Source organism: Paenibacillus mesophilus (assembly GCF_005938385.1).
GTDB classification, from domain to species: Bacteria; Bacillota; Bacilli; order Paenibacillales; family NBRC-103111; genus Paenibacillus_AB; species Paenibacillus_AB mesophilus.
The window spans coordinates 107,892-133,846 of the sequence record NZ_VCRA01000002.1 but is presented as its reverse complement, the minus strand read 5'-3'; the positions used below and the strand labels follow the sequence as shown (position 1 = coordinate 133,846).

Here is a 25,955-nt window from a genome sequence, read left to right as displayed (position 1 = left end):
CTTTTGTTATTTAACAGCAATCCGAAAGAAGTCCTCTTCCTCTGCAGGGAGGGGATGAATTTCGGTTAGGCGAAGCCTAAATGAACTGTTTTTGTCGAGATCCCTCGTCTTTTCTCTTGTAAATTTTTCTATAATTGGGTGGAGGATTCGTGGTGAATAGAGTATAATAGGAATATACGTTCCCATCAGGAGGGGTCCATGTGCAAATGACCTTTCAGTTTCGCCTTTATCCGACTCCCGAACAGGAACAACTCATGAATCGAACACTGGAACTGTGCCGGAAGCTATACAATAGGGCGAAGGAACAGCGCGAGACCGCCTACAAACAGGAAGGCAAAACCATCACCTATGCCATGCAGCAGAATGAACTGCCTGCCTTTAAGAAGGAGTTTCCCGAATACAAGAATGTTCATTCGCAGGTACTGCAGGACTGTTTGCAGCGTTTGGATGATGCGTATCAGCGTTTCTTCCGCGGTGAAGCCGGGTATCCCCGCTACAAGTCGGCTGACCGATACGTTTCCTTCACCTACCCGCAACCCGGCGCGGTTGATAAGACATTTGCCAAACCAGGGTACGTCTATCTTTCCAAAATCGGCGTTATCAAAATGAACACCCACCGTCCCTTCGACCTTGCGAACGTGACGCAAATCAATGTGAAACGGTATGTGGACGAGTGGATGATCAATATCAGCGTGAAAGTGCCTGATGCGGAAGCGACGCAAACGGCGGAATCCGCTGTGGGCATTGATGTCGGGTTGAACACGTTCGCGGCGCTGTCCGATGAAACGAAGGTGGACAACCCCCGGTATTTGCGCAAAGCGGAGAAGCAACTGAAACGGAAGCACCGGCAGCTATCCCGCAAGCAACCTGCTTCCCGCAACCGGAAGAAGGCCAAACATAAGGTCACCAAGGCCCACCAGAAAGTCGCGCGGCAGCGAAAAGACTTTTTGCATAAACAATCGTACCGCATCGTCCGCGACCATGATCTGATCGCAGTGGAAGAGTTAAAGGTCAGGAACATGGTCCGCAACCGCCGCCTGGCCAAAAGCATTTCGGATGCCGGATGGAGACGATTCATCACTTATCTGTGCTACAAAGCCAAAAGACAAGGGAAACGATTCGCCCAAGTGCCTGCCCACGGCACATCGCAAACTTGTCTGTGCGGCGCGCCTGTTCCGAAAACATTATCCATCCGGATCCATGAATGCGAGTCGTGCGGATTGATTCAAGACAGGGACATCGTCTCGGCCAAGATCATCTTGCAGCGGGCCTTGAACATACCAGCTTGACGGACCGAACACCGTAGGGAGGGTTGTCCCCGAACGGGATGCGGAAAAGCATCGAACGCTTGTGGAGATCATGTAAGACCTTTCTCCAAGGAAAGGCAGAGATCCTTGAAACAAGAAGCCCCCGCCTCTTCAGGCGGTGGGAGGCATTCACCCCCATTAACCGTTATGCCGAATTTGCCAATCGTCAAATCTTGTCGCTTCTACGGGGAGTTGACCGGTGCGAATCCACCGAACGGCATCCCGGACTAAAGGCGATGCCTCCTCCTCGTCCAGCGACTCAATCGCAATCCACTCCGCGCCGTCCGAATCGTCGAAGTTCGGCGAGTCCGCTACATCGCCGCCGGCGTATGCGACTTCGTACAGAATGGCAATATGATGACAGTGAGTATGAGCGAAAGCTTCCCGCCGCCAAGCTACCACATAGTCCCGGGTGCCCAGACAACGGATGATGTTCGCGCGTATTCCGCTTTCTTCCATCATCTCGCGTTCCACCGTCTGCATAAGCGATTCGACGGGTTCCAAGGAACCTCCCGGCAAATCGTATCGCCCTGAGTACGGGCCGCCTTTTTTGCGGATAACCAGCAGCTTGCCGTCCTCGTAGCAGATCCCATACGCTCCCAAGTGGCGATGCCATATTTCTTTATTGTTCATCGTATCCTCCGATTCTCGACTTTACGTCTAGTTCCTTAGTATATCAATGGAACAATCGATAGATCGAACCTAAGGCCAAGCTCCCTACCCTTTCCATCAACGAAATGTTCCAGCGCGAACTGATCATATCGCATGCACCGATTGTTGTTCAGGACGAAGTGATGCGCGTGGAGACTGTCGTCATGCAGCAGAGCGGGCAAATATTTCGGGATGATCTCGCCGATTCCCAGATTGTTCTCCGAGAAAATCCATTCGATCTCCTTCCACTCCAGCAATCCTTCGTCGGTGCGTCTCGGTGTCGGATAAGAGACGCCGTCCGGCAGCACCGCCACATAGGCATACATCCCTCCGATCCGGGAATGGTCCGACTCCCATGTAACCACGCCTCTGAACCGGGCATGTGCCAAACGGATATCCGTCTCCTCCAGCGCTTCCCGGAGAACGCCGTCCAAAGGCGCTTCACCCGGCTCCAGCTTGCCGCCTACGCCGTTCCATAACCCTTTTGCCGGTGCGCGGTCCCGGTTCAGCATCAACAGCTTGCTTCCTTGCCGGATAAACAAGATCGTATAGGCGAGCGGCAACAGACCGCTCATGGCACATCCCTCGAATACAGCAGGATGCCGCTCCGTCTCTCCCAGCCGGTACCGGACCAATAACGATTGCCGGCCTCATTCGATTCGAGCGTAAACAAATGGCACTTGGTTATTCCCGCCGCTCGAAGAGCTTCGAGGCTGCGCTCCACCATCCGTCTCGCAATGCCTTTGCCGCGAAACGTCTTGCTGACCGCTACGTGATACAGAAACCCGCGCCGCCCGTCATGGCCGCACATGATCGTTCCGACGACGCGTCCTCCCTCCAAGCAAACAAAGCTCATTCCTTCATTTCGGCTCAAAAACAGACCGATGTTCGCTTTCGAATCGGATTCGCTCAACACCAGGCCCTCCGTACTCTTCCATAACTCGATCGACTGCTCGTAGTGATCGACCGTCATTTCCGTCAATTCCATCGGAATCTTGAACTCCTTTACGTTGTGCTTGACAGCGGAGTACACCTTTTCCCGGGAAAGCGCATAAAGCGACACTTCCTTCGGCGAAAGCCGAAAAATGTCGTTTGTTGTTCTTCCGGCACTCGTAACCGGCGTTAATCTACCATGTTATACCCCGTTCAACTGCAATTGCTTATAATTGGTCCGGACATAATGAAAGCCGGAATAAACCGTCAACAGCACGGCGGCCGCCATCAAGAACGAACCGATCGGATAAACCGCGGCGCCCCATATCGGAAACTGCTGAATGAGGACGGCGGCGATCGCCGCAACCTGCAGGACCAGCTTCCATTTCCCGTAACGGTCGGCTGCGAGAACGATGCCCTTCGATGCGGCAACAACCCGGATCGCGGTAATAAACGCCTCCCTGCCGATAATGACGACAGCCGCCCACGACGATATGCTGTCCGTCTGGACAAGCATGATCAGGGCCGTTGCGATCAACAGCTTATCCGCAAGCGGATCGAGCAGCTTCCCCAGGTTCGTGATCTGGTTGTATGTTCTCGCCACATATCCGTCTATTTTATCGGTGGCGGCAGCCGTAATAAAGAGGAGCGCCGCCAAATAAATGCCGTAACGGTCAATGAACGCGACCGCTCCGAACTGCCGCACCATCCAGTCCGGAAAAGGCTGCAAAAACAACATGAATAGCGGTACCAACGCGATTCTGGCGATCGTTATTTTATTGGCCAGATTCATAACGGATCTCCCCCTTTTCCATCCATTTGCGCAGCATGTCCGTATGCCGGGGGAACGCGAAATGCTCGAACGGGACGCTTTCGAAATCGAACCACGCCAGCTCCAACGACTCCTCCGACTTCTGGAGCTCGCCGCCCGCCACTTGCGCTTCGTAAAATACGATGCACACCCGATTTCCGCCGACAACGTCCAGCAATTGCACTTGCTCGATATCCAAGCCCGTTTCTTCCCGTACTTCTCTCCTTACGCAATGCTCGATCGATTCGCCCCGCTCGGCCATCCCGCCGGGCAAAGCCCATAGGCCATAGCCCGACTTGATCGCCCTTCGTTCCAGCAGTACGCGTCCGTTGTCTGTAATAATCGCGGCGGCGCCAACGGATTGGTTCGGATATAGCGTAAAATGCCCCGATGCGCAGCGGCGATAGCTTTTCCCGGGTATGTAAGAGCCTGCCAGTTCGCTGCCGCACAGCGGGCAATATCGATAATCGTCCATGAAACCACCACCCTTACTAGCCGTTATCGATCGGCGCGCTGAATTCCATGAAACACTTTAAAAATAAACTCTTTGTCCGGGACATCCAGTTTGTAATAGGACCGCAAAAAGGCACGATTATCGTACTCCACTTCTTTCACTTCAACAACGGCCTCCCCGCTCACAACCGTAACGATGCCGTACCTAGTCAACGGCTTATCATTACATCCCAACGCCCCCGGATTCAAATAAGTCCTTTCGTTCGTCCGGAAGTGGTGCAAAGGGTGATGGTGGCCAAAACAAACGAGCTTGTACGGGGCCGCATCGTAGAGCGAATCCAGCTTTTCACCGCTCGGGTCCGGATCGATCATCCGGTAACGGCCGTCCGCTTGGAGATGATAATGCGTCAGCAGCATCGTCACCCCCTCCATCCGCATGGTCTGCTGCAGCGGAAGAGCTCTAAGAAAAGGTAAAAATCGCGAGTCCAGCCGATCCGCAATCCACTTATGGTGCTCAAACGCACTTTCATGCCCTTCCAGACATCCATTGCCGTCCAGAATATGAAGCACGGCCAGCTCATGATTTCCCGTTACGAACGAGACGTCGTTTCTCGCGGTCAGCAGCTCCAGCACTTCATTCGTATCGGGACCGATACCGATCATGTCGCCCAAACAATAAATCCGTTCGATATCCCCGGCGTGGTCTATTTGCGAGATTGCAGTCTGCAAGGCAGGGTAATTCCCATGCACATCCGTAATAATCGCTATTTTCATAGTTTTCGGTCTCAACCTTCCATCCCTTGTCGACAAGTCTTACCTCCGGCCCGCCCCTTCCCCCTCGCGCGCCTCGAACTCCTTCGGCGTACAGCCGACGAACCGCTTGAACGTTTTGGCAAACGACTTCGGATCGGAGAAGCCGACCGCTTCGGCGATTTCATACACCTTCATCTCTCCGGTGCGCAGCTTCCGCTTCGCTTCCTCGATTCGGATCCGGGTCAGCGTCTCAGTGAGCGACTCTCCCATTTCTTTGCTGAACAAGTCGCTCAAGTAGCTGCGGCTCAGCTTGACATGATCGGCGATATCGACAGTCCCGATATTGCGGTTGTAGTGCTCGCGCATGAAGCGTACCGCTTTTTTGATAAACGGGTTGCTGGGCTCTCTCGTCATACGATCGTCAAGCGGCTTCGACCAGAGCTGACGGGCCGTTTCTCTTACGAACAAGCAGAGCGGATCGATATGGGGAATTGCTCGAATATTGTCGAGCGAAACGCTCAGAAACTCTTCCTCGACCGGAGGGGCGGAATTGTGCTGCCGGGCGAATTCGAACGCAAGTCCGAGCATCTCGGACAGAAACGTCCGCAGCTTGCCGACGTTCGGCTTGTGATGCTTCAGCGATCCGGTCAATACGTCGATCCAGTAAAAAGCCGCCTCACGGTTGCCATTCGATACCGCGCGCAAAAAATCGTTACGCTCCGCCGCAGGAAGCGGTCCGTCGTCGGCCGTCTCCGGCTCGCCGACGACAAAACGTTCCGGCGTACCGTAAAACCGTTCGTGAAGCTGCAAACGATGATACGAAAGAGCATGAGAGAAGTCTGAAAGCTTCGGAATAACCGGACCGAGACAGACAACCCAATCGTCCTCCGGCCCGCTCGTCTCTTTCATCCTCACGAAGACGGTTTGGGCGTAGCCGAACATCCGGTCGTACCGCTCCTTCTCGGAGACTCCCTTCTCGTAACTGCACAGCGCGATCCATACCTTATCGCTCCATTTGATGATCGCGCGGCTGTGCGGAATGGGCCATTCGTCGACCGCCGGCAAGATGCCCGGATCTCCTTCGATCCAGATACTGAATACGCCGCAGCCCGGCTGAAACAGCTCCGCCTCGAGCCGCTCCTGCCCCGTACCCGTCTGCACATATTGCCGCAGCCATTCGGCAATCCGGTAAGCCCCGGATTGTTGAATTTGTTCCCTCCATTCGGCGAGCACCCGTTTCGTTTGACGTTCTTCCTCGAGCTTCGTCCGGATCGTTCGCAAGATCGCGAGCAGCTCGTCGGGCTCCATCGTGGGCTTCAATATATAATCGTGTGCCCCGAGCTTCATCGCTTCTTTGACGAAGGCGAAGTCGTCCAAACAGCTGAGCACGAGCAATCCGACGTCTCTCTGGACCGCCTTCACTTCTCGCATAAGCTCCAATCCGTCCATCTTCGGCATGCGGATATCGGTTATGACGATATCGACCGGTTCGCGGCGGATGTGCTCCAGCGCTTCTACTCCGTCCGAGGCTTCGCCGACCAGGCGGAAGCCGTGCTCCTCCCAATTCACAAGAGATTTCAAGCCGATGCGGATGATCGGTTCGTCATCGACGATCAAAACGTTCATGCTCAAGACTCCTCATTTCGATGAATAGGCAGCGACAAACGGACTGTCATCCCGAAGCCCGGCTTGCTGATCACGTGCATTTTATAATCCGGGCCGTAATACAGCTTGATTTTCTCGCGAATGTTGCTCAAGCCGATGCCGCTCATCCGTTCTTTGGCGCTATGTCCGCGCGGCTGCGTATCCAACATTTTTTCCGGTGCGTCCATCCCTTTTCCGTTGTCCTGCACCTCGCACAGCAGCATATCGCGGTCGAGCCATGCCCGGATCGTAATTTCTCCGTCAATGGCGCTGTTCTCGAGGCCGTGTATGAGCGCATTCTCCACGAGCGGCTGAAGCATCATTTTCGGCACCAGACAAACCGAAGCGAGCGGATCGATCTCATAACGGATCCGGACCGTATCGCCGTACCGGAACGACTGAATGGCCATGTAATCCTGGATGAGGCCGATTTCCTCTTTCAAGGAAATAAAATCGCCTTTTTTGCCGAGGCTCGCCTGCAGCAGTCTGACGAGCGCGCTGACCGCATCGGAGATTTGCGGCGTTTTATGAATTTTCGCCACCCATTTAATCGTATTTAACGTATTGTATAAAAAATGCGGATTCAGCTGATATTGCAGCGCCTCGATCTCCGCTTCCTTCTTGAGCGACTCCTCCTGCTTCACCTGCTTGATCGTCTCCTCGAGCCGGTTGAGCATTTGGTTGTAGCTGTTGCCGAGCTCGTCGATCTCGCGGATGCTGCCGTACGTCCAGTACGCTTTCAAATCCCCGGATTCGGCCCGTTTCATCAACTGGCGAAGCAGATGGAGCGGCCTGGAGAACAGCTTGGAGAAGATCAGCGAGCTGATGACGGAGACGGCAAGCAAAATCGTAAAAAACACGAGCACCGTATTGCGCAGCGTCGATTGCAGGGAGCGTATATCGGTATTCGGGGCTTCGAGATACGACATCCACGATTGGCCGGGTATGGCAACCGGACGCTGCGACAAAAACACTCCGTTCTCGCTGCGGAGAAAGGCGCTTTTCTCCGACAGGAACGACGCCGGACTGTGACTGGTGGCCGGATCGCGCCTTCCGCTCTCGAACAGGACCGAGTCGGTCGCCGGATCCCACAATACGATATCCGACAACAACTGATCTTGACGGACGTCATCGAGCACGCGGGAAATGTCCAATATGATTTTGATGTACCCGACGATGACAAGGTTGACCGGATCGTAGATCGGACCTACCCAGCCGATCATGTTCCTTCCTTCCGGAAGAACGAAGAAGTCGTTCCGGTTCGCCGGAAGACGGACCGGCTGCTCGGCCTCGTAGTCGTACGGATTCCCCGTAGCGCAAAACGAGCCGCTCCCTTCGAAATAGAAACACAAATCGGATACGCTTTTGCGGTATTCCATCTGAAACGCCGCTGTCGCGGTAATCGATTCTTTGGCCATCCGCGCCGGTTCGCCCATCTCGCGCCCGTCCCGGCTTGCCCTCATCAGCTGCCCTACGGCATCGTTTTGCAGCCAGACGCTGTACATATATTCAAGCTCGCGCATTTCCCTCTCGAGCCGCCGCTGCACCTGATCGTGCTTCTTCGCGACAAGCCCCCGCCACTCGCCTTCCGACCGTTCGGAGGAATGGAGATAGAAAAACGTGAGCGCCACGAAAATCGGAATCGAGCCAATCCAAAACAAATATAAGAACAATCGGAGCTGAAAGCTTCTGAAGGGCTGCGAGCCGATCCATTCGTACAATCGATTCATAGTTCACCACGATTCCATAGTACCCGCATTACCCATATCATTCGACAAAAGCGGCCGGATTCCTACAGGTAAAAAGAAAAAGCCCGATCGCTCGGGCTAAGTGTTTCCGCTGCTATACGATTTCTTTACGCTGCTTGCCGCCGGTAAACTGGCTGTAGTACAAATCCGTATAAAATCCGTCCATCGCAAGTAGCTGCTCATGATTGCCCTGTTCGATGACGCGGCCGTGGTTCATGACCAGAATCAAGTCGGCATCGCGTATCGTGGATAAACGGTGGGCGATAACGAAGCTCGTTCGGCCTTTCATCAAATCGTGCATCGCTTTCTGAATATGCACCTCGGTACGGGTATCGACGCTGCTGGTCGCTTCGTCGAGGATAAGGATGGCCGGGTCGGCCAATATCGCGCGGGCGATCGTCAGCAGCTGCTTTTGGCCTTGCGACAAATTGGACGCCTCTTCGTTCAGCACGGTGTCGTACCCTTCCGGAAGCGTGCGGATGAAATGGTCCGCGTAAGCCGCCTTGGCCGCCTGCACAACTTCCTCTTCGGTCGCCCCTTCGCGCCCGTAAGCGATATTGTCGCGGATCGTTCCGTTGAACAGCCACGTATCCTGCAGCACCATCCCGAACAGCTCCCGCAGCCGGCTCCTCTTCAGCTCGCGGATGTCCACTCCGTCGATCGTTATGGCACCGCCGCCGATTTCATAAAACCGCATGAGCAGATTCACGAGTGTCGTCTTACCCGCGCCGGTAGGTCCGACAATGGCAACCGTTTGTCCCGGGCGAATCGCAATCGACATCCCTTCGAGGAGAGGAGCGTCGTCCTTATACCCGAACGATACGTCCCGGAAAGCGACATTTCCTTTCACGCCTGCAAGCGCGTTGGACTTGACGGCTTCGGGCACCTCTTCCGTCTCGTCCAGCAGCTCGAATACGCGTTCGGCGGAAGCAAGAGAGGACTGGATCAAATTGGCGATATTCGCCACCTGCGTAATCGGCATCGTAAACTGCTGCGAATACTGAATGAACGCCTGGACATCGCCGATCGTAATCGCCTGCCGCGTCACGAATATGCCGCCTACGACGCAGACGAGCACATAGCCGATATTCCCGACAAACATCATGAGCGGCATAATGATGCCGGATACGAACTGCGCTCTCCAACCGGAATCGTACAGTTTTTCGTTAATGGCATTAAACGATTCAATCGACTTCTTCTCGTGGCCGAATGCTTTGACGATCGTATGTCCGCCGTACATTTCCTCGACATGGCCGTTCAATTCGCCGAGCGTCTTTTGTTGGGAGGCAAAATATTTTTGCGAGCGCGATGCGACTTTCTTCGTCACGAGTACGCTAAGAGGCAGCGTAATGATCGTAATCAGCGTAAGCAGCGGACTGATCGTCAGCATCATGACGATGATGCCGACCAGCAGGACGACGGACGAAATGAACTGGGACAGCACCTGCTGAAGCGTGTTCCCGATATTGTCGACGTCATTGGTGGCCCGGCTCAATATTTCCCCATGCGTCCGGGAATCGAAATATTTAAGCGGCAGCCGGTTCAGTTTGTTCTGTACGTCCTTGCGCAGCGAGAACACGACCTGCTGGGCGACACCCGCCACAATATATTGCTGGACGAATGTGAACAAAGCGCTTAAAGCGTATAATCCGATCAGAATAAGCAAAATGTGCCAAATGTACTCGAAATCGATAGCGGCTCCGGCGACGCCTTTCAGCTTCGCCATGGCGCCTTCGAACAGCTTGGTCGTCACCTGTCCCATAATTTTCGGGCTGACGATTCCGAATACGGTACTCAGCACAGCCGCCACGAACACGATGAACAGCTGTCCCTTCCGCTGCTTGAGGTAGCCGAGCAGACGCTTCATCGCCCCTTTGGCGTCGTTCGCCTTCTGCCCCGGCATGCCCATCATGCCGCCCCCGGGACCGAAGCCGAAGCCCGGTCGGAAGCCTTGTCCTTTCGGCTCCTGGCTTTTTTGTTGTCCGCTCATGCGATTTCCTCCTCAGACAGCTGGGACATCACGATCTCCCGGTATACTTCGCACGAATCGAGCAGCTCGCGATGGGTTCCGATTCCCGCTACCTCCCCGTCATCCAGAACGACGATCCGATCGGCGTTCATTATCGTACTGACGCGTTGGGCTACGATCAGCAAAGTGGCGTCGGCCGTCTCGGCTTGAAGCGCGGCCCGCAGCTTGGCGTCCGTTTTGAAATCGAGCGCCGAGAAGCTGTCGTCGAACACGTAAATCGCCGGATTTCTTACAAGCGCGCGAGCGATCGAGAGCCGCTGCTTTTGTCCTCCGGAGAAGTTCGTTCCCCCTTGCGACACCGGCGAGTCGAATCCGTCCTTCAAACCGGATATGAACTCTCCGGCTTGCGCGACTTCCGCCGCATGCTCGATTTCTTCCCGGGTAGCCCCAACATTACCGAAACGAATATTATCCGTCACGGTTCCGGAGAACAGCGATGCTTTCTGCGGGACATAGCCGATCATTTCGCGCAATTGCTCCTGACCGAGTTCACGGATATCCGTCCCGTCGATTCTTACGCTGCCACCACCAACATCATAGAAGCGGAGCAGCAAATTCATGAGCGTCGATTTCCCGGAGCCCGTTCCTCCGATAATCGCCGTCACTTCACCCGTACCGGCGGTAAACGACACGTTGCGCACCGCAGGCTGCTCCGCTCCCGGATAACTGAACGTAACGTCCCGGAATTCCACGGCGCCCTTAAGTCCTGCACTGCCTTTGAAGTCCGGAGCGTCGACGATCGTTGGCGAAGTATTCAGCACTTCATTGATCCGTACGGCCGAAGCGGATGCCCTCGGAATCATCATGAACATCATCGATACCATTGTCAGGGAAAATAAAATTTGCGACGCGTACTGGGTGAATGCGATCAAATCTCCTACTTGCATGTAGCCTAGATCGATGCGAATGCTGCCGAACCACATAATCGCCACGAGCGACAAGTTGAGAAGCAGCAGCATAATCGGGAAAATAACGGACATGATGCGCGTCACTTTGATCGCCGTCCGGGTCAAATCTTCATTGGACGCTCCGAAGCGGTCCCGTTCGTGTTCGGTTCGATTAAAGGCGCGAATGACGCGGATTCCGGTCAAATTTTCACGCAATACCAAGTTCAGCCGGTCCAGCTTCGCCTGCATGGAGCGAAAGAGCGGTATCCCTTTGGATGCCACAAAGACGATGACTCCCGCGAGCAGCGGAATGACCGCGACCAGTACAAGAGACAGCTTCGCGTCTTTGGATACAGCCATCACGATCCCGCCGACGATCATGAGCGGTGCGCTCAGAAACATGCGCATCAGCATGAACAGCACTTGTTGAACCTGCGTAATATCGTTCGTCGTGCGCGTAATCATCGAAGCGGTGCCGAACGTATCGAACTCCTGGAGCGAAAATCGTTCCACATGGCCGAACACTTTACCTCTTACGATTTTCCCGAAGCCGGCAGACGTCTTCGAGGAAAGGAAACCGGCCGTCACGTTGCATGCCGTTCCCAATGCCGCGACAACCAGCATAACCGCCCCCATCGTCAAGATGTAAGCGGTGTCGCCGTGCATGACGCCGATGTCGACGATATCGGCCATAAGCGTCGGCAAGTACAGCTGCGCGATCGACTGCAGGAACATCAGGCACACTACGGCCGCAATCCAATACCGGTACGGTCCCAAAAATCGGAACAGCTTGATCAAACAGTCCACTCTCCTATTCGTTGTCGGGGATCGGGTGATGCGGGGGATTTCCTCTCGGACCGCCACGGCGCGGATTTCCGTCCTGGTGCTCCGGCATCATTCCGCGCGGCCGCATTCCTTGGGGAGGCATGCCGGGGTGTACGCAGGCAGGAGGCATCCCTTCGCGTAAAAAGATTCCTTTCTTCATTCGGAATTCATCCAATATGCCGGATTGCTCCTCTTCCGACAATTGCTCCTTGTACGTTTCGATTTCATCGCTGACGAGCAAAGATAACGCCTCGTTGACCGACAAATTCAAGCTTTCGCAATATTTGCTGAAGAAGGCGAACAGCTCGTAATCCACTTTCCAAGGATACTGATGATATTCCTCTTTCGATTTTTTTGCGTATTTTTTCAGCCTGCTCATGTTGCCCACCTCGTTAAGATGATGATAAACATACTATTGCACATCTAATTAGATATGTAAATAACATATCTAATTAGATTTCCTAATTCATCCCCCTTTAAATTTCCTTTGTGGCATATACCGAATACTATACGGGTTGGAAATTAAAAAAGAATCGGTCCGGCGACCGATTCTTTTTCTCGTATTGAAATGCAGCAGTTGAACAAAGCGGTATTTATCGGATGATCGGCGTAGTCGGTGTAATTCTGACAGGATTGTCTGTGCTTGGAGTTCCCGTGCCGGTCCCACCCGTACTGGTCCCGCTTCCCGTGCCGGTCCCACCCGTACTGGTCCCGCTTCCCGTCCCCGTTCCGCTTCCTCCCGTGCTGGTCCCGCTTCCCGTTCCCGTTCCGCTTCCTACCGTGCCGGTCCCGCTTCCCGTCCCCGTTCCGCTTCCTCCCGTGCTGGTCCCGCTTCCCGTCCCCGTTCCGCTTCCTCCCGTGCTGGTCCCGCTTCCCGTTCCCGTTCCGCTTCCTCCCGTACCGGTCCCGCTTCCCGTCCCCGTTCCGCTTCCTCCCGTGCTGGTCCCGCTTCCCGTTCCCGTTCCGCTTCCTCCCGTACCGGTCCCGCTTCCCGTCCCCGTTCCGCTTCCTCCCGTACCGGTCCCGCTTCCCGTTCCCGTTCCGCTTCCTCCCGTGCCGGTCCCGCTTCCCGTTCCCGGTTTCGTCGCGCCGCCTCCCTGGTTCGGATTTCCGTTGCCGGGATTCGTTTGACCTTGACCGTTTCCGTTATTCCCGTTACCGCCGTTACCGTTGCCCGGCTTTAGCGGGTCAAGCAGACCGCCGCCCGCCGGAACTTCGATGGAAACCGTATTGGACTTCGCCGCCTCGGTATCCGTCGAGGAGTTGTACGGCACGACGTAATACTCGTATTTATCTCCGGCGGGAGCGGTTATATCGTCCGCCGTTGCGTTCGTCGTACGCGGCAGCTCGATAAAGTCTTTCTCCTTCGAGCCTTTGCGGAACAGCTTATAAACGATATTGTCGCCGCCGATCGGAGTCCAGGTCAACCTGACACTCCCTTTCTCCGGTACGTAGACGGCGGACAAATCCGTAACCGACTTCGGCGGCTCGCTCAGTTCCGGTACGTCTTTCGGCTTCTGGAACTGCGTTACCTTATGGCCCTCGAGCGCCTTCGTCATGACTTCCTTGAATAAGATCGCCGGACCCGCGCTGCCGCTGGACACATAGTGCTGCGTATCGGTAGTGTCGAAGCCCATCCAGATCGCCGCCGTCCACTCGGGCGTATAGCCGGCAAACCAGACGTCGCGGTTAAACTTCTCAAGTCCTTTCAAATCCAGCTGCGTCGTCCCTGTTTTCCCCGCGACCGGACGGTTCATTTTGGCGCTGGCGCCCGTTCCGTTGTCGACCGCGTTTTTCAGCATGACCGTCATATACCAGGCGGTTCTTGCGGTCATAACCTGCTTCGGCTTATCGGCCTTGAATTTATATACTTCCTTGTTATCCGAATCGACGATTTTGACGACGGAGTGGCTATCGTACATCTGGCCGTTATTGGCGAACGCTCCGTACGCCGTCGCCAACTGCAGAGGGGTAACGCCGTTGGTCAAGCCGCCCAATGCGATGGCGAGATTGTGATCCTTGCTTTTATCCAATTTGATGCCGAGTTTTTCTGCAAAATCCATGCCTTTCTGTACGCCGATTTCGTTCAGCAGCCACACGCTTGCTACGTTCGCCGACTTCTGCAACGCTTGCGTCATACTGATCTGTCCGAGATACACATTGTCCCAGTTGTTGGGCGAATAGGAGCCGAACGACATTTTCTCGTCCTTCAGCATCGTATACGGGTTGTATTTCTTGAAATCCTGCTCCATCGCCGGCGCGTATGCCGCAATCGGCTTGAACGACGATCCGGGAGCACGCGGTCGGACCGCTCTGTTCAAGTCTTTCGTCTTATAGCCCCTGCCGCCGATCATTCCGACGATGCCGCCGTTTTTATGATTGACGATGACCATCGAGCTTTGCATTTTCTGCTTCGGTCCGTCTTTCTGGAACAGCTTGTCGTTCGCATAGGCTTGCTCGATCGCCTTCTGGGCGACCGGGTCCATCGTTGAATATATTTTATATCCGCCGCGGAGCAGCTCGTCTTCGGTCTTACCCGACTTCTCGACCGCTTCGTTCAGCATGAAATCGATAAATGTGGCGTAATCGTTATTTCCTGCAGGCGCTTTGTACGTATAATCGACCTCGGCGGCTTGCGCCCGTTCCGCTTCGGTAATATAACCTTGGTCCCGCATCAGCATAAGCACTACACCGCGCCGTTCTTTGGAACGATCCGGATGTTCGATCGGATTGTAATGAGAAGGCGCCTTCGGAATCGCCGCCAACGTAGCCATTTCCCATAGTTCAAGCGACGCGAGATCCGATTTGCCGAAATATTTTTTGGCCGCGGCCTTGACGCCGTATGCGCGGTTGCCGAAGTAAATGCGGTTCAAATACAGCTCCAATATTTTTTCTTTGGGCAAGTTGTTTTCCAGCGCCAGCGCGATCGACGCTTCCGTCGCCTTGCGGAACACCGTTTTGTCCGCGTTCAGAAACAAGTTTTTGGCGAGCTGCTGCGTAATCGTGCTTCCGCCTTCCACCGCGCTGCGGTTCACGATATCTTTCACCAATGCGCGGCCGATCGACCAGAAGTCGATGCCTCCGTGCTCGTTAAACCGTTTGTCCTCGGTAGCGATGAAAGCCTGGCTGAGACGATCCGGTATTTCCTTCGTCGTGACGAGCTCGCGGTTCTCTCTCGCAAGCGTTGTGACTTCCTTCTCGTTGACATCGTAGACGACCGCCGCTTCGGGCATATCCAGCTTATCGATATTGACCTGGTACAGCTTCTCGCCGTTCAGCATAATGAAAATATAGCCGCCCATCGCACAGAACATGCCGAGCGCGCACGTCAGCAGAAACCATACGATCAGCCTGCGCGCGCTAAACTTTTTCTTTTTTTTCTTCGACTGCTTCGGTTGCTGTTTCGGTTGATTGGCGTTGGGATTTCTCGTTGCGCTCATCTTCCGACTCCCTCCTAACCCGATTGAAGCAAAAGAACAACCCTTATGGGGTTGCTCCGCTTCTTTCTTTCTTTCTACTTATTAAACGTTCCGGCCGGCAAAAAAGTTTCACCTACCGGACATGTCCAAGGCGAAAAAAGGCAATCGATTACGATTCGGTAGCCGGCTCCTGCGGCATAAGCGACACCGGACGCTGCGGCGTGAAGGTGGAGATCGCATGCTTGTACACCATTTGCTGGCGGCCGTCGCTGTCGATAATGATCGTGAAGTTATCGAACGCCTTGATGTAGCCGCGGATTTGGAAACCGTTCGTCAAATAGACGGTAACCGCAATGCTTTCCTTGCGCAGCTGGTTCAAAAAGGTGTCCTGAATGTTGATCGACTTGTTCATCAAAATGTACCCCCTAATATAGTGATTTCCACGGCCTGTCGCCGGAATTGTCCATCCCATTACTCCACCAATACTATTCTGGATCAGGGGGAAACTTTCCTGCTAGTATATCATGAATTGTTTGCAAATGCGCAGAAAAATTTGGTTCGGTTACGTCGATCCAACGGATGTCTTTCATGCGCCGGAACCACGAAAGCTGACGTTTCGCGAAGCGACGCGTATTGCGTTTCAACAGCTCGACCGCAAACGGAAGGTCGTAGGAGCCTTCCAGAAAGCCGGCTATTTCCTTGTAGCCCAGCCCTTGCATCGAGACGAGCCCGGTCGAATATCCGCGTTCGAGCAGTCGCTCGACTTCGCCGACAAGACCTTCCTCGATCATCAGATCGATCCGCTCTTCAATACGTTTATACAAAAGGGGACGGTCCATTGTCAATCCGACTATACATAGTTCGTACGGCGACTCCTTTTTTTGTCCCGCCAAATGCTCGGACATCGTCATTCCGGTCGCCCGGAACACCTCCAGCGCGCGGATCGTCCGCCTCCGGTCGTTCGCATGGATGCGCTCCGCCGAAGCGGGATCGACCGCTTTCAGCTTGTCGTGCAGCGCCTCCTCGCCATGCCGGTCGGCATACTCGTTAAGCTCGCGGCGGTACGGCTCGTCCGATCCGCCTTCGCCGAATTGAAAATCGTAGCAGACCGACTCGATATACAGACCGGTTCCGCCTACGATAAAAGGCAGCTTGCCCCGGCCGTGAATGTCTTCGATCAACGCGCGGGCCCGTTCCTGAAATTCGGCTACCGAGAACGGGTAGTCCGGATCGTGTATGTCGATCATATGATGAGGCACGATCGCCTGCTCTTGCGGTGTCGCCTTCGCCGTGCCGATGTCCATGCCCCGGTATACTTGCATCGAATCGCCCGAGATCACTTCGCAGCCGAACCGGGCGGCGGCCGCCAGACTCAGCTTCGTTTTGCCAACGGCCGTCGGCCCGACCAGCACGAGAAGACGACGTTTCGTTTCCGGTGCAATCAAGGATGTATCACTCCATATGCGATTTTCGTTCGTGTACGCATCGGCTGGCGGAAGCCGAGTCTCTCGAATTCGCCGCTGTCCCGGTGCTCTTTGAGCACTACGCTTTTGCGGGCGATGCGGACGGCTTCCCGGATCGCTTCTTCGGTTAAAGGAGCATGGTTCGCCACCTGCCGAAGCGGTCCGATCGCGCTCGACTCCTCCACGGGCTCGCGGAACATCGGGTCGAAGTAAACGATGTCGACGCTTTTATCCGGCCGGCCCCGCAGTTCCTCCAGATGATGGCCCAGCTTCATCCGGACGCGCCTCATCGCGGCGTTGAACGGCTCCAAATGCGTCTCATACTGGCTCAGCCCTTCCCGCACGATCGTAAATAGCGCCGGTTCGCTCTCGACTGCGGATACTTCGCCCGTCTCCCCGACTGCGTAAGAAAACACGATCGAGTCCGCCCCCAAGCCTGCGGTGCAATCCAGCACGACGTCTCCCGGCCCGGCTCCGGATATTTCGATCAGTCCGTCGTTCTCCCCGTTCAGCAGCCGCTTGACGCGGACGAGAGACAAGGACGGGTGGAAGAAGAGCGGCGTCTCTCCGCCTCCGTAATATTGCAGCTCCCGCTCCGTGACGAGCAGGAACCGTTTGTCGCGATACCGCTCCCCGAGCCTGCGCACGGACGCCGTTCCGCGCGGCACATAGCGGACAGCCAGCTCCTTGGCGAACCGTTTTGCGCGTTCTTCCGCCTCCCTAGACGGAGAGTAAGATGTCGTCACCAGCATTACATCACCCGCTTGAACATTTTTTCCAGCTCGTAGGTCGAGAAGCTGACTACGATCGGTCTGCCGTGCGGACAAGTATACGGGTTGCGGCAGCGGGCCAACCGGTCGAGCAGCGCTTCGATCTCCGCCCGGCTCAAATGCTGGTTCGCTTTGATCGACGCTTTGCACGAGCACATGATCGCAGCCTTCTCCCGCAGCTTCGTCAAATCGACCGATTTTTTCTCGGCCAGCAGCCAATCGGTCATTTCCTCCACGAGCGCCTTCTCTTCTCCCGCCGGGAACCAATGCGGCAGGCCGCGGACGAGAAACGCCCCGCCCCCGAACGGCTCCAGATCGACGCCGACCTGTTCGAGCAGCGGCAGCTTGCCCTGCAGCGCTTCCGCTTCGACGGACGTGAATTCCAGCGTAATCGGCACGAGCAGCTGCTGGCTCGCTTCCGCGGGACGGCCGAACTTCTCGTAATAATGCTCGTAATTGATCCGCTCGTGCGCCGCATGCTGGTCGATCAAATAAAGCCCGTTCTCGTTTTGCGCGACGACGTAAGTGCCGTGCATTTGCCCGATCGGATCGAGATGAGGAAAGGTCGGGACGGTCGGTTTCGGAGTTTCGTCCTTATGCTGCACCATCCCGGCAATTTGATCATAGGTCAGTTCGGCCTTGCGTTCCGGCTGGCTTACATTAGCCCGCGAAGCCACGGAATGCCGGTACGTTTGATTCGATCCCGACTGCGTATTGTTTATGTACGGAGCCTTCGCTGCGGCGCGATCCGCCGCACCGGTTTCGCTTCGGCCCGCCGGTACGACCGCGCTGTCGGCGGCCTCGCTTTCCGTCGATCCGGACTTCGCCGAATCGATCACCCGGACTTGCTCCGCCGGCGGTTCCGGGAGCGGGGCGCTGCGGTAGTCGTCGCTCTCTACGGCCGATTCCGCCGAAGCCGGCCGATACAGCTCCATCCGCTCCTGTACGACGGCCGATTTCGGCGTCGGCTTGCCCGCTTGCGGGATCAGCACTTCTCCCCTCAACACCCCGCGCAGCTCCTCCTCGACGAACTTGACGAGCTCCTGCTCCATGCTGAAGCGAACCTCCAGCTTGGCCGGATGGACATTGACATCGACCAGTCCCGGGTCCATGCCGATATGGAGCGCAACGACCGGGAACCGGTTGATCGGCAGCAGCGTATGATAGGCGTTCAGAATCGCGTTAGACACCGCATAGTTGCGTATCGTTCTTCCGTTCAAGACCATCGTGATCGCCTGGCGGTTCGATCGGGTCATATCCGGACGCGAGATGAACCCGGACAGCGTGTAATCCGCGTTCTCCGCGCGGACTGGAAGCATCGTCTTGGCGACAGCGGTACCATAGACGGCGGCGATCACTTGGACGAGGTCCCCGTTGCCGAGCGTCTGCAGCAGGACGTTGCCGTTATGCTTCAGGCTGAATGCTACATTCGGGTGAGCCATCGCCAACCGGTACAAATAATCGGAGATGTGCCCGAGCTCGGTCTGAATCGTCTTCATATATTTCAAGCGCGCCGGAGTGTTGTAGAACAGCTCTTTAACCGTCATGTCCGTGCCTCTTGAAGCGGCCGTTTCCAGAAACGACTTGACGGAGCCTCCTTCGATGACAAGCTTGCGGCCGAGCCCGTTCGTTGCGGAAGATGTCACGCAGTCCACCTTCGCAACGGCCGCGATACTCGGTAGCGCCTCCCCGCGGAAGCCGAGCGTGCGGATTTGAAACAAATCTTTGCCGCTGCCGATTTTGCTGGTCGCATGACGGAAGAATGCGACCTCGCAGTCGTCGGTTTCGATGCCCGAGCCGTTGTCGGATACGCGGATCAGCTGAAGTCCGCCTTCCTCGACCGACACGTCGATTTTCGTGCTGCCGGCGTCGAGCGAATTTTCCACGAGCTCCTTCACGACCGACGACGGTCGTTCGATCACCTCGCCCGCGGCGATCTGGTTCGCCACATGCTCATCGAGCACTTTTATTTTTCCCATTCCATTCCTTTTCCTTTCACGGTCAACACCGTTTTTCCGGGCTCCGAAGTCCATTCCGTCTGCGGGAACTTCTCCTTGAAGCGGCTCAGCTCGATAAAGCCGGTCGCTCCGGCCACGAGAAAGCCGGAAGAAGCATCGAACGCAACTGCGGAAGCGCCCTTGCCGATGACGACTCCATTCAGACTGTCGCTCCATTCCAGAGGCTCCCCTACCGCTGCCGCCAATACGCGTGCGGGCATACACAAGCTGTCGTCCGCGAGCACAAGCGGAATCCCCGCATCGAAAAACTCGAAGCCGTTTACCCGGTACAAATGTCTCTCGATTTCCAGCTTGATTTGTTCCGCTCCCGCTTTACGAAGTCCGAACAGCAGCTGAGGCACTGTGCCCTCCGTCTGGATATCGGGGATCACCCCTATTTTGTTCACGACGCGTTTCTTGGGCGACAAATATTCCTCGACCGTCACTTTCAGAACGCCGCCGGTCTTTAGCTCATAAAGCGCCTGAACGCTGCCCTTGCCATATGTTTTCGTGCCTACTGCTATCGCTTTGTTGTAGTCCTGCAGCGCGGCGGTCAATACTTCGGATGCGCTGGCGCTGTTTTCATTGACAAGCAGAACGACCGGGAACGGTACGGTCTGGCCGTTTCGGATAAGCACCGGATCGTCGGCATTGTTTTTGTCACGAGTATGGATAAGCACGCCTTGCGGTATAAACTGCTCCGCAATATGTTGGGCCGTACCCAATATGCCTCCGGGATTGTCGCGCAAATCGACAACCAGTCCGTTAATGTCGCTTTGTTTCAGAACGGTCAAAGTAGCGGCGAAAATTTCGTCGGCTCCCTCGGAGAAGCTGTCGATGCTGATATAGCCGACCCGGCCTTCCATCATCCCGCCGCTGACGACAGGCAAATGAATTTGCCCGCGTACGGGCAGCACGTCGATCTCCTTGTCACCGCGTCTGACCCTCATCGGGATTTCCGTATTCTCCGCGCCGCGAATCAGTGCGGTCACCTGATCGATCCTCAACCCGACTATCGGCTTGTCCGCTATGGCGACAATGTAATCGCCACGCTGCATACCCGCCGCTTCCGCCGGAGAGTTCCGGAATATTTCCACCGCGATAAACCCGGACTCGTCCTGACCGAGCCTCATTCCGATTCCCGCATAGTTCAAATCCAACGAATTTTGAAAGCCGGCCCACTCTTCCTCGTCGAAATAATCGGTATACGGGTCGTTCAACGTCTTGATCAGCTCGTCGATCGAGCCGGGCTCGGAGCCGGCCGCCGGCTTCCCTCCGATATGAACCTGGTTCAGCAGCTCCTGCACTTCCTCGAACTGCTGCGCCGTCTCGGCAGACGCGTATCCGGCCGGAACGTGAAGCAGACCGAGGAGCGCCAGCGTGACGGATATAGCTTTCAATCTATTGAAAATGCCGGCGAGAAGACGATGCTTCATCGATAAGTCCTCCTTATTTCATTTCCGCAGCCAGCTTCGTTTTCAGCTCGTACAAAAAGTTCATCGCCTGCAGCGGCGTCATATTGATCAGATCGGCCGCCTGCAATTGCTCGACCAGCTTGTCCGCCGCTTGCTCCGTCTTCGTCCTGCTCTTGGAAGCGGGTTTGTTCATCCGGTCGCCGTCGCCGAACAAGCTCAATTGAACGATAGGTCCGGACTCTTTCACGACTTCAGGAAACGGCGCCGGTTCATCGGCATCCCGAATGGCCTTCTGCTCCTCGGGCCGTCCCGGCTCCTCCTTGCTTGCCGCGGCTTCCCCCGCGTCGTGAATGACGGAAGAAACGGTCTCGAACCGGTTAAGCAGGTCGTACGCCCGATCGATGATCGTATCGGGCAGCCCGGCGATTCGGGCGCAATAGATGCCGTAGCTCGTGCTCGCGGCGCCCCGGATCATTTTGCGCAGAAACGTGACGTCCTGGCCGCTTTCCTTCACCGCCATGCAATGGTTGCGAAGCCCTGCAAGCGTCTCTTCCAGATGCGCGAGCTCGTGAAAGTGAGTGGATACGAGCGTTTTGCAGCCGATCCGGTCGTGCAAATATTCGATCACCGCCTGCGCGATGGCCATTCCTTCGCCAGTGGACGTTCCACGCCCCAGCTCGTCGATGATGACGAGGCTACGCGCCGTTGCCTTCGCCGTCATCGTCTGGATGTCCATCATCTCGACCATGAACGTGCTTTGTCCGCCTACCAGGTCGTCCGCGGCGCCGATCCGCGTAAAGATTCGGTCGATAATCGGCACGGAAGCCACTTCCGCAGGTACGAAGCTGCCGATTTGCGCCATGATGCAGATCATCGCCACCTGCCGCATATATGTGCTTTTCCCCGCCATGTTCGGACCCGTTATCAGCAGGACGCGTCCGTCATCATCGGCCATTTGAGTGTCGTTCGCTATAAACGAGCTGTCCTTGAGAATCGCCTCCACTACCGGATGGCGTCCTTCCTCGATCTTCAGCTCGTATTGGTCCGACACCGCGGGACGGCGGTACCGGTATGCCGCTCCTACGGTCGCGAACGACTGCAGCACATCAGCTGCAGCAATTGTCTCGGCCAATTGCTGCAGTCGTTTCACCTGACCCGCAAGCTTGTCCCTGATTTGCATGAATAGGTCGTATTCGATATCGACCATCTTTTCTTCGGCTTCCAGGATGAGCGCTTCCTTCTCCTTCAGCTCCGGCGTCACGAATCGTTCGGCATTGGCGAGCGTCTGCTTCCGTTCATACCGTTGCTCGGGCAAGCTGGCCAAGTTGCTGCGGGTTACCTCGATGTAGTACCCGAACACTTTGTTGTAGCCGATCTTGAGCGACTTGATGCCGGTCAGCTCGCGTTCCTGACGCTCCAGCTCGGCGATCCACTGCTTGCCGTTCGCGCTCGCTTCCCTCAGCTGATCGAGACGCTCGTGGTAGCCGGCCTTGATCAGTCCGCCTTCCCGTACGGAAACCGGGGGCTCGTCGACAATCGCGTCCTCGATCCATTGCCTGATATCGGCGCAATCGTCCATCGATTCGCCCAGTTCCTTCAACGTAGCCGAGCCAGAAGCCGAGCATATTTGTCTCACATGCGGGATTTGCCTAAGCGACAGCTTCAACGCCACCAGATCGCGGCCGTTCGCATTCCCGTAAGAAATTCGGCCGACAAGACGCTGCAGATCGTACACTTCCTTCAGCTGCTGGCGAAGCTCCTCCCGGACGATGAGACCGTTGTACAAACAATCGACCGCCTCGAGCCGCTTCTCGATTTCCGCCCGGTTCGTCAGCGGCTTATCGATCCAGCGGCGCAGCAGCCTGCCTCCCATCGACGTCGCCGTACGATCGAGCAGCCACAGCAGCGAGCCTTTCTTCGACCTTTCCCGCACCGTTTCCGTCAGCTCCAGATTCCGCCGCGTATACGGGTCCATCGTCATATGCTGCCGGCGTTCGTATAAATCGATACGGGTTATATGCGCTAGGGAACGTTTCTGCGTATCGTTCAAATAAGAGATCAGCAAGGCGACCGCTTCGCGGCAAACATCCGATACGGAGCGGAGTTCCTCTTCCGGGAACTGGGCCGCGAGCAGCTGCTCGTCCGTACGCTCCCAGCCGGTGAGCAGTTTCGTCGGCAGCCAGCCGGCCATCTTCGATTGCAGAAGGCCGAGGAGCTCCGGCTGGCCGATCAGCTCGGACGGGGAATATACATTAATCTCATCCACGAGCTGCTCCAGCAACGATTCCGTCGCCGTAACGAACAGCTCTCCCGTCGACAAATCGCATGCGGCCAAGCCGTATTGGCCTTGAGCGGACGTGACGCACGCGAGAAAATTGTTCTTCGCCTCTCCGACCGTCTTCCCGTCCATCACCGTACCGGGCGTCACGATTCTTACGATTTCGCGCCGGACGACGCCTTTCGCCTCCGCGGGATCTTCGACCTGCTCGCAGATGGCGACCTTGTACCCTTTCTCGATCAGTCTTGCAATATACGATTCGGCCGAATGGTACGGGATGCCGCACATCGGGATGCGCTCCTCCATGCCGCCTTCCCGGCCGGTCAGCGTTATTTCCAGCTCCTGCGCCGCTTTGATCGCGTCTTCGAAAAACATCTCGTAAAAATCGCCCAGGCGGAAAAACAAAAAAGCGTCCTCCGCCTGCGCTTTGATCGACAAATATTGCTCGATCATCGGCGTATATTTGCTCATGTCCATCCCCCAACCGTGAATCGCTGCTGATTATATTCTTATTCTGCTAGTATAACATAAATTGGGCCGATCACCTTGTTTGCAGGGCAGGGGGCGCGATTTTCCATCCGGCGCGAATATCTTTGCGCTCATCCCATTGTTGTCCGTTCTCGATCATATCGAACAAGGGGGAGAGCATCGAAGCATACCGTTCAAATTCCGGCAGCCGCCGAATGTACTCCAGCATCGGCAATACGGTTCCTCTCAACCCGGACTTGTCGCCGGCGAAATAACGGCGCAATACGTCAAAGCGGTCGAGCGGTCTATGCCGAAGCTGCCGATAGCGGCCGGCAACGATCGCGGCAAGGGCGAGCACGCCCTTTGCCACGCGCGGCGAGACGAGCCAGCTGGGCAGCGTCCGGTATTCGAAGCCGCCGTGCGGCTGGCGGCGGTAATCGCCGGGAATCCCGTAACGGGGCCGCCTCGCTTTCGCCGACTCATCCTCGATCATAATAAGCGGCAAAGCCAAATAATTGTCCAATGTCCGCAGCAAGGCGACGTTCAATCCGATCCCGCTTAAGTGGATATGACCGCCCAAAGCGAAGCCTTTGGCCGGCATCCCCCCAGCCAGCCATTTCATTCCCGGCGTATCCGGAATCAGCTCAGCCGCCGTCAGAAGCGCACGTCGTATATTCGTTACGAGCTGTCTCGGGTCGGAGCTCGGTTCGGGGCGAAGCTCCGCGAGCGGATACATCACTTTGCCGCCGATTCTCACCAAATCACAGCCGGCCCGCCCCCGTTTGGGCAGAAAAGCGGAGGCGGGGACGACTTTGCCGTCCGCGTTCATCAGCAGAAACTCCGGGTCCGCTCCCAGTATCGCCTGTTCCGATGCCCCGTTATCCGCGTTTGCAGCGGTCCGGTACGCCTCCATCGCTTCGGCGAAGCGGCCGGCCTGCGCAGCGTCAAGCGCCGGGAAAGGCTCCAGCTTCAAAACAACCGGTTGGTCGTCCGTTCCGATTCCGATATCGGCCATGCCGAAATCAAGTCCCGTCACGTACAGCAGCCGCATGGCCGCTTTCTCGGCCAGCTGCTGCTTTGCATCCACGACATCTCCTTGCCCGACGCGTTCCCATTGCTCCGCACCCGGCCGATAGCTACGGCCGACCGAATAAAGCGTTCCGATCCTTGCACCGTTCGCCGCGTATACGGCATTGGCGGCCGACCGTTCGACCGACAGCACATCCAGCTGAAACAAGAGAAACCGGTAACGATGGGTAATGGCCCTTCCCGTCCCGGTCTCTTCCGTGTCCGAATACCCCAGTAGACGGCCTGCGGCGCGCACCCTCGACGGATCGAGGGCAGCCGATGCCGCCTCTCCGGCATTCAGCCGCAGCAGCTTGGCTTCCGTGTACAAGACATCCATCCCGCCACCTCTTTTTCCAACAAATTTTCAACAAAAAAGAGGGCGGATGCCCCCTGGCGAAATGTATTCTCCGACATAGTATAGAGTAAGTATTAATCCACCTCGTCGTCGAGCAGATCGGGATCGAGATCCTCATAATCGCTTCCGTCGTCGCCGTCGAAATCCGCTTCCTTGTCGAGGTCGTCACAGCCCCCGCTGCATACGAGCACGCACACCTTCGTCTCGGCGACCATCTCGACTTGGAACTCCCGCTCCACCCGGATCACGACACCTTTTCCGGAGGACGAAACGTTCGCTTCCACACAGTTCGGGTCCTGCGTCGCGAGCGCAGAAACTTCGACGGTGGAAACTCTATGTTTCGGATCGAGATACGATAGCGGGATCAGATCTACATAGGAAACCGTTTCTTTCGCTACCTCCGTGCTCTTGTTTCTGTCGTAAGAATACCAAATGTTGATATCGTAAGTACCTACCACTTCGACCCCGTCGTTCGATTTAACCGCCTCATATTCGTGGTTGATGACCCAGGCGCCAAGAATACTCGACGGAGCGTGTGGCGGAGTTACGGTATGCGTCACTTGCGAAAACTTACGACCTTTGCCGCAAACAGCTTTCGTGATGATTTCTCTGCACTCTCTATGTGTAGTCGACATCCTGCAAACCTCCTCCATGACAAATCATTCAATTAAAGTGTATGCA

21 protein-coding genes are annotated in these 25,955 nt (G+C 56.0%); 1 reads left to right on the top strand and 20 read right to left on the bottom strand.

Annotated features, from left to right (window positions below; all coding sequences use genetic code 11):
- Positions 1-206: 206 nt before the first annotated feature.
- The gene (locus FE783_RS03245; protein ID WP_238402869.1) at positions 207-1,289 is read left to right on the top strand and encodes an RNA-guided endonuclease InsQ/TnpB family protein; all 1,083 of its coding nucleotides are present in this window, start codon (positions 207-209) and stop codon (positions 1,287-1,289) included.
- Between the two features lie 156 nt (positions 1,290-1,445).
- On the opposite strand, the gene FE783_RS03240 is transcribed toward FE783_RS03245, so the two are convergent.
- From FE783_RS03240 to FE783_RS03145, 20 genes are all read right to left on the bottom strand, one after another.
- A complete protein-coding gene (locus tag FE783_RS03240) occupies positions 1,446-1,940 on the bottom strand; it encodes an NUDIX hydrolase (protein ID WP_138877895.1) in 495 nt (164 codons plus the stop codon).
- Between the two features lie 35 nt (positions 1,941-1,975).
- Entirely contained in the window at positions 1,976-2,533 is a 558-nt protein-coding gene (locus FE783_RS03235; protein WP_138877894.1) for an NUDIX hydrolase, read from the bottom strand.
- Positions 2,530-2,946 (bottom strand): GNAT family N-acetyltransferase, encoded by a 417-nt coding sequence (locus FE783_RS03230; protein ID WP_138877893.1) that lies wholly within the window; start codon positions 2,944-2,946, stop codon positions 2,530-2,532. The genes FE783_RS03235 and FE783_RS03230 overlap by 4 nt, the downstream gene beginning before the upstream one ends.
- Positions 2,947-3,093: 147 nt before the next feature.
- Complete coding sequence (pgsA, locus tag FE783_RS03225; protein ID WP_138877892.1) at positions 3,094-3,684, bottom strand: CDP-diacylglycerol--glycerol-3-phosphate 3-phosphatidyltransferase; 591 nt, start codon at positions 3,682-3,684, stop codon at positions 3,094-3,096.
- The gene (locus FE783_RS03220) at positions 3,668-4,177 is read right to left on the bottom strand and encodes an NUDIX hydrolase (RefSeq protein ID WP_138877891.1); all 510 of its coding nucleotides are present in this window, start codon (positions 4,175-4,177) and stop codon (positions 3,668-3,670) included. Before FE783_RS03220 ends, pgsA begins: the two co-directional genes overlap by 17 nt.
- 23 nt (positions 4,178-4,200) lie before the next feature.
- Complete coding sequence (locus FE783_RS03215; protein WP_238402839.1) at positions 4,201-4,944, bottom strand: metallophosphoesterase family protein; 744 nt, start codon at positions 4,942-4,944, stop codon at positions 4,201-4,203.
- Between the two features lie 24 nt (positions 4,945-4,968).
- Positions 4,969-6,534, bottom strand: a complete 1,566-nt coding sequence (locus tag FE783_RS03210) for a response regulator (RefSeq protein ID WP_138877890.1) — start codon at positions 6,532-6,534, stop codon at positions 4,969-4,971.
- 2 nt (positions 6,535-6,536) lie between these two features.
- On the bottom strand, positions 6,537-8,282 hold the full coding sequence (locus FE783_RS03205) for a sensor histidine kinase (RefSeq protein ID WP_138877889.1): 1,746 nt from the start codon (positions 8,280-8,282) through the stop codon (positions 6,537-6,539).
- 112 nt (positions 8,283-8,394) lie between these two features.
- The gene (locus tag FE783_RS03200) at positions 8,395-10,290 is read right to left on the bottom strand and encodes an ABC transporter ATP-binding protein (RefSeq protein WP_138877888.1); all 1,896 of its coding nucleotides are present in this window, start codon (positions 10,288-10,290) and stop codon (positions 8,395-8,397) included.
- Positions 10,287-12,014: an ABC transporter ATP-binding protein gene (locus FE783_RS03195; protein WP_138877887.1), complete on the bottom strand. Its 1,728-nt coding sequence runs from the start codon at positions 12,012-12,014 to the stop codon at positions 10,287-10,289. Before FE783_RS03195 ends, FE783_RS03200 begins: the two co-directional genes overlap by 4 nt.
- Before the next feature lie 13 nt (positions 12,015-12,027).
- Entirely contained in the window at positions 12,028-12,420 is a 393-nt protein-coding gene (locus FE783_RS03190) for a hypothetical protein (RefSeq protein ID WP_138877886.1), read from the bottom strand.
- A 214-nt stretch (positions 12,421-12,634) separates the two neighbouring features.
- Complete coding sequence (locus FE783_RS03185; RefSeq protein WP_138877885.1) at positions 12,635-15,481, bottom strand: transglycosylase domain-containing protein; 2,847 nt, start codon at positions 15,479-15,481, stop codon at positions 12,635-12,637.
- Positions 15,482-15,629: 148 nt separating this feature from the next.
- Positions 15,630-15,872 carry an RNA chaperone Hfq gene (gene hfq / locus FE783_RS03180; RefSeq protein WP_138877884.1) on the bottom strand — a complete coding sequence of 81 codons (243 nt, stop codon included), beginning with the start codon at positions 15,870-15,872 and terminating at the stop codon, positions 15,630-15,632.
- A gap of 73 nt (positions 15,873-15,945) precedes the next feature.
- Positions 15,946-16,902: a tRNA (adenosine(37)-N6)-dimethylallyltransferase MiaA gene (gene miaA / locus FE783_RS03175; protein WP_138878270.1), complete on the bottom strand. Its 957-nt coding sequence runs from the start codon at positions 16,900-16,902 to the stop codon at positions 15,946-15,948.
- Positions 16,902-17,675, bottom strand: coding sequence for a class I SAM-dependent methyltransferase (locus tag FE783_RS03170; protein WP_138877883.1), 774 nt, complete (start codon positions 17,673-17,675; stop codon positions 16,902-16,904). The genes miaA and FE783_RS03170 overlap by 1 nt, the downstream gene beginning before the upstream one ends.
- Positions 17,675-19,672 (bottom strand): DNA mismatch repair endonuclease MutL, encoded by a 1,998-nt coding sequence (gene mutL, locus FE783_RS03165; protein WP_138877882.1) that lies wholly within the window; start codon positions 19,670-19,672, stop codon positions 17,675-17,677. Before mutL ends, FE783_RS03170 begins: the two co-directional genes overlap by 1 nt.
- Positions 19,660-21,126 carry a S41 family peptidase gene (locus FE783_RS03160; protein WP_138877881.1) on the bottom strand — a complete coding sequence of 489 codons (1,467 nt, stop codon included), beginning with the start codon at positions 21,124-21,126 and terminating at the stop codon, positions 19,660-19,662. The genes mutL and FE783_RS03160 overlap by 13 nt, the downstream gene beginning before the upstream one ends.
- A gap of 13 nt (positions 21,127-21,139) precedes the next feature.
- Positions 21,140-23,854: a DNA mismatch repair protein MutS gene (gene mutS / locus FE783_RS03155; protein ID WP_138877880.1), complete on the bottom strand. Its 2,715-nt coding sequence runs from the start codon at positions 23,852-23,854 to the stop codon at positions 21,140-21,142.
- 70 nt (positions 23,855-23,924) lie between these two features.
- Complete coding sequence (locus tag FE783_RS03150; protein WP_138877879.1) at positions 23,925-25,256, bottom strand: putative amidoligase domain-containing protein; 1,332 nt, start codon at positions 25,254-25,256, stop codon at positions 23,925-23,927.
- A gap of 92 nt (positions 25,257-25,348) precedes the next feature.
- Entirely contained in the window at positions 25,349-25,909 is a 561-nt protein-coding gene (locus FE783_RS03145) for an outer spore coat protein CotE (RefSeq protein ID WP_138877878.1), read from the bottom strand.
- Positions 25,910-25,955: the final 46 nt, after the last annotated feature.

Bases quoted from the DNA above. Each gene is read 5' to 3' on its own strand.
- FE783_RS03245 (WP_238402869.1), top strand. From the start codon at position 207: ATGACCTTTCAGTTTCGCCTTTATCCGACTCCCGAACAGGAACAACTC.
- FE783_RS03240 (WP_138877895.1), bottom strand. From the start codon at position 1,940: ATGAACAATAAAGAAATATGGCATCGCCACTTGGGAGCGTATGGGATC.
- FE783_RS03235 (WP_138877894.1), bottom strand. From the start codon at position 2,533: ATGAGCGGTCTGTTGCCGCTCGCCTATACGATCTTGTTTATCCGGCAA.
- FE783_RS03230 (WP_138877893.1), bottom strand. From the start codon at position 2,946: ATGGAATTGACGGAAATGACGGTCGATCACTACGAGCAGTCGATCGAG.
- pgsA (WP_138877892.1), bottom strand. From the start codon at position 3,684: ATGAATCTGGCCAATAAAATAACGATCGCCAGAATCGCGTTGGTACCG.
- FE783_RS03220 (WP_138877891.1), bottom strand. From the start codon at position 4,177: ATGGACGATTATCGATATTGCCCGCTGTGCGGCAGCGAACTGGCAGGC.
- FE783_RS03210 (WP_138877890.1), bottom strand. From the start codon at position 6,534: ATGAACGTTTTGATCGTCGATGACGAACCGATCATCCGCATCGGCTTG.
- FE783_RS03205 (WP_138877889.1), bottom strand. From the start codon at position 8,282: ATGAATCGATTGTACGAATGGATCGGCTCGCAGCCCTTCAGAAGCTTT.
- FE783_RS03200 (WP_138877888.1), bottom strand. From the start codon at position 10,290: ATGAGCGGACAACAAAAAAGCCAGGAGCCGAAAGGACAAGGCTTCCGA.
- FE783_RS03190 (WP_138877886.1), bottom strand. From the start codon at position 12,420: ATGAGCAGGCTGAAAAAATACGCAAAAAAATCGAAAGAGGAATATCAT.
- FE783_RS03185 (WP_138877885.1), bottom strand. From the start codon at position 15,481: ATGAGCGCAACGAGAAATCCCAACGCCAATCAACCGAAACAGCAACCG.
- hfq (WP_138877884.1), bottom strand. From the start codon at position 15,872: ATGAACAAGTCGATCAACATTCAGGACACCTTTTTGAACCAGCTGCGC.
- FE783_RS03170 (WP_138877883.1), bottom strand. From the start codon at position 17,675: ATGCTGGTGACGACATCTTACTCTCCGTCTAGGGAGGCGGAAGAACGC.
- mutL (WP_138877882.1), bottom strand. From the start codon at position 19,672: ATGGGAAAAATAAAAGTGCTCGATGAGCATGTGGCGAACCAGATCGCC.
- FE783_RS03160 (WP_138877881.1), bottom strand. From the start codon at position 21,126: ATGAAGCATCGTCTTCTCGCCGGCATTTTCAATAGATTGAAAGCTATA.
- mutS (WP_138877880.1), bottom strand. From the start codon at position 23,854: ATGAGCAAATATACGCCGATGATCGAGCAATATTTGTCGATCAAAGCG.
- FE783_RS03150 (WP_138877879.1), bottom strand. From the start codon at position 25,256: ATGGATGTCTTGTACACGGAAGCCAAGCTGCTGCGGCTGAATGCCGGA.
- FE783_RS03145 (WP_138877878.1), bottom strand. From the start codon at position 25,909: ATGTCGACTACACATAGAGAGTGCAGAGAAATCATCACGAAAGCTGTT.